Consider the following 2,536-nt stretch of genomic DNA (forward strand, 5'->3'; position numbering starts at 1 on the left):
GTAAGCGGCGTCTGCTGCCCACGAGGCGTTTCAGCTTGACGGCTTGAAGTTCCAGGGCAGCAGATCGTCGATGGCGGACTGAGGGTGACCGTTGGCGATCGCTTCGAGCGTGGCCTTGAGATACGCGAAGGGCTCGATGCCGTTGATCTTCGCCGTTTCGACCAGCGACGCGATACGGCCCCAAGCCTTGCCGCCCTCATCATGACCGGCGAAGAGCGCGTTCTTCCGGTTTAGGGCGATCGGCCTGATCAGGTTTTCGACGCTGTTGGAGTCGATCTCGACGCGGCCGTCGTGGAGGAAGGTCTGGAGCCCCTCCCAATGACGGTGGATGTAGGCGAGCTTTTCTCCGAGGCGGGACTTTGGCGAGACGCGCAGTCGTTGCGCCTGGAGCCAATCTCCGAACGCGGCGACCAGGGGGGCGGTTCGTGCCTGCCGGGCCGACAGCCGTTGGTCCGGCGCACTGCCGCGGATGTCGGCCTCCACGGCATAGACCTCGGCGATGCGCCGCAGGCCTTCGGCGGCGATCTCCGAGCCGTCGCGGTCGAACACTTCCTTCAGCTTGCGCCGTGCGTGCGCCCAGCAGTGCGCCACGCGGATCGGATCACCGCCCTTGCGGGAGGGACGCGTGAGACGATTGTAGCCGGTATAGCCATCGAGTTGCAGCGTGCCATCGAAGCCGCGCAGGAACCTCTCGGCATTCTGCCCGCCGCGGTCGGGCGCGTAGAAGAAGACCACGCCCGGCGGATCAGCGCCGCCCCAGGCGCGATCATCGCGTGCGAGGGCCCAGAGGTAGCTGGTCTTGGTCCTGCCCCGGCCCGGGTCCAGCACCGGCGCCGTGGTCTCATCCATGAACAGCTTGCCCGAGGACTTCAGATGCTCGGCCAGCCGGTCGACGACGGGCCGCAGGTGGAAGCCGGCGACACCCACCCAGTCCGCCAGCGTGCTGCGGTGGATGCTGACACCCGACCGAGCGAGGATCTGGCTCTGGCGATATAGGGGAAGATGGTCGGCATACTTGCTGACCAGCACGTGGGCGATGGCGCCCTCGGTGGGCAGGCCGCCTTCGATGAGAGCCGCCGGCGCGGGCGCTTGCGTGACACCGTCGGTGCAGACCCGGCAGGCATACTTGGGACGGATGGTGGCGAGGACGCGCAGCTGCGCGGGCACGATGTCGAGACGCTCCGCCCGATCCTCGCCGATCCGGTGCATCCGTCCGCAGCCGCACGGGCATTCGAGGCTGTCAGGTTCGATGATCTGCTCGATACGAGGCAGGTCCGCCGGCAGATTGCCGCGGTTGCGCTGCGCCGGCGTGACCTTGCGGCGCGGCACCTCATCCGAGGAAGCGCGCTCGTCGTGCTGCGTCTCGACCTCGGCCACCGCCGCCTCCAGATCCTCGAAAGCGAGCTGCCGGTCGTCCTCGTCGAGCTTTTCGGACTTCTTGCCGTGCACGACATGGTTCAGTTCGGCGACGAGGTGCTCGAGCCGCTGGACGATCTGCCTCAGGTCGGTGGTTTCCGCCTTCAGGACCGCGTTCGCAGCCAGCAGGTCCGCATGCTCGCGCAGGAAGTCGGCTACGACATCGCGCTGGTCCTCGGGCAGGCTCGACAGGTCAATTTTGGCGGCGGCAGGCATGCCCCCAAGATACTCCGAACCAGCTGGAATAGCATACCATTTCGATGGAGCAGAGTCATTCCGCCGCAGCCGGTTTTCTGGCTTCCAGCGCCCGGACCTTGCGCCAGTCCAGCCCGGAAAACAGGGCCTCATACTGCGCCCTGTTCAGCGTCATCACGCCGTCTCGGATGGTCGGCCACGCGAAGGTCGTCTCCTCCAGGCGCTTGTAGGCCATCACGAGCCCGGTCCCGTCCCAGAACAGGATCTTCAGCCTGTCCGCTCGCTTGGCTCGGAAAACGAACACCGTGCCGGCGAACGGGTCCTCCTTCAGAGCCGACTGCACCAGCGCCGCCAGCCCGTCATGCCCCTTGCGGAAGTCCACCGGCCGCGTCGCCACCAGGATGCGCATCCCGTGCGACGGCAGCATCACGAGGCCGCCCCGAGCGCGCGGACGATGTCGGCGATGCGCGCCGCCGACGTATCGGCATCGAGCTGGATTGACACCTCGCCGACGACGATCCGAAGCTCGGACCAAGCCTTGGGTTCGCCAACCTCGATCCCCAGCGGCTCCGCGTCGCGCACGACCAGCTGCGTGAAGACGGCCTCGAGCGCATCGTCCTCCAGCGCCGGCAGAACCAGATCTCCGTTCTTTGCGAGCCGCCGCCACGCAGACAGCTGGTTGGGCTGAACTCCGAACCGCACGGCAACATCCTTCACCGTGGCCCCCGCTCGCAGGGTCTCGGCCACGGCCTGCGCCTTCACCTCGTCTGGCCAGCGCCGATGACCTGACGCGTGGATCTCTACGCCCAGCGATCTGAGAAACGCATTCGTAGCACACATTGCGAAACGCACTCCCTGCCTCATTACAGGGATGCCTTCGCAACTCGTCAGCTCAGCCAGAAGGTGGGGCTCAGCCGCCGCTTAC

Annotated in this window: 3 protein-coding genes; all 3 read right to left on the reverse strand. The window is 66.6% G+C overall.

What is annotated here, in order from left to right; translation table 11 throughout:
* Positions 1–30: 30 nt before the first annotated feature.
* From tnpC to EAT49_RS21760, 3 genes are read right to left on the reverse strand one after another with little or no spacing between them, the layout of a single operon-like run.
* Positions 31–1,632 (reverse strand): IS66 family transposase, encoded by a 1,602-nt coding sequence (gene tnpC / locus EAT49_RS20915; RefSeq protein ID WP_123644213.1) that lies wholly within the window; start codon positions 1,630–1,632, stop codon positions 31–33.
* 55 nt (positions 1,633–1,687) lie between these two features.
* Positions 1,688–2,038, reverse strand: a complete 351-nt coding sequence (gene tnpB, locus EAT49_RS20920) for an IS66 family insertion sequence element accessory protein TnpB (protein ID WP_123644214.1) — start codon at positions 2,036–2,038, stop codon at positions 1,688–1,690.
* Positions 2,038–2,451 carry a transposase gene (locus EAT49_RS21760; RefSeq protein ID WP_281274753.1) on the reverse strand — a complete coding sequence of 138 codons (414 nt, stop codon included), beginning with the start codon at positions 2,449–2,451 and terminating at the stop codon, positions 2,038–2,040. The genes tnpB and EAT49_RS21760 overlap by 1 nt, the downstream gene beginning before the upstream one ends.
* Positions 2,452–2,536: the final 85 nt, after the last annotated feature.

The organism is Histidinibacterium lentulum (assembly GCF_003789055.1).
GTDB lineage: Bacteria > Pseudomonadota > Alphaproteobacteria > Rhodobacterales > Rhodobacteraceae > Oceanicola > Oceanicola lentulus.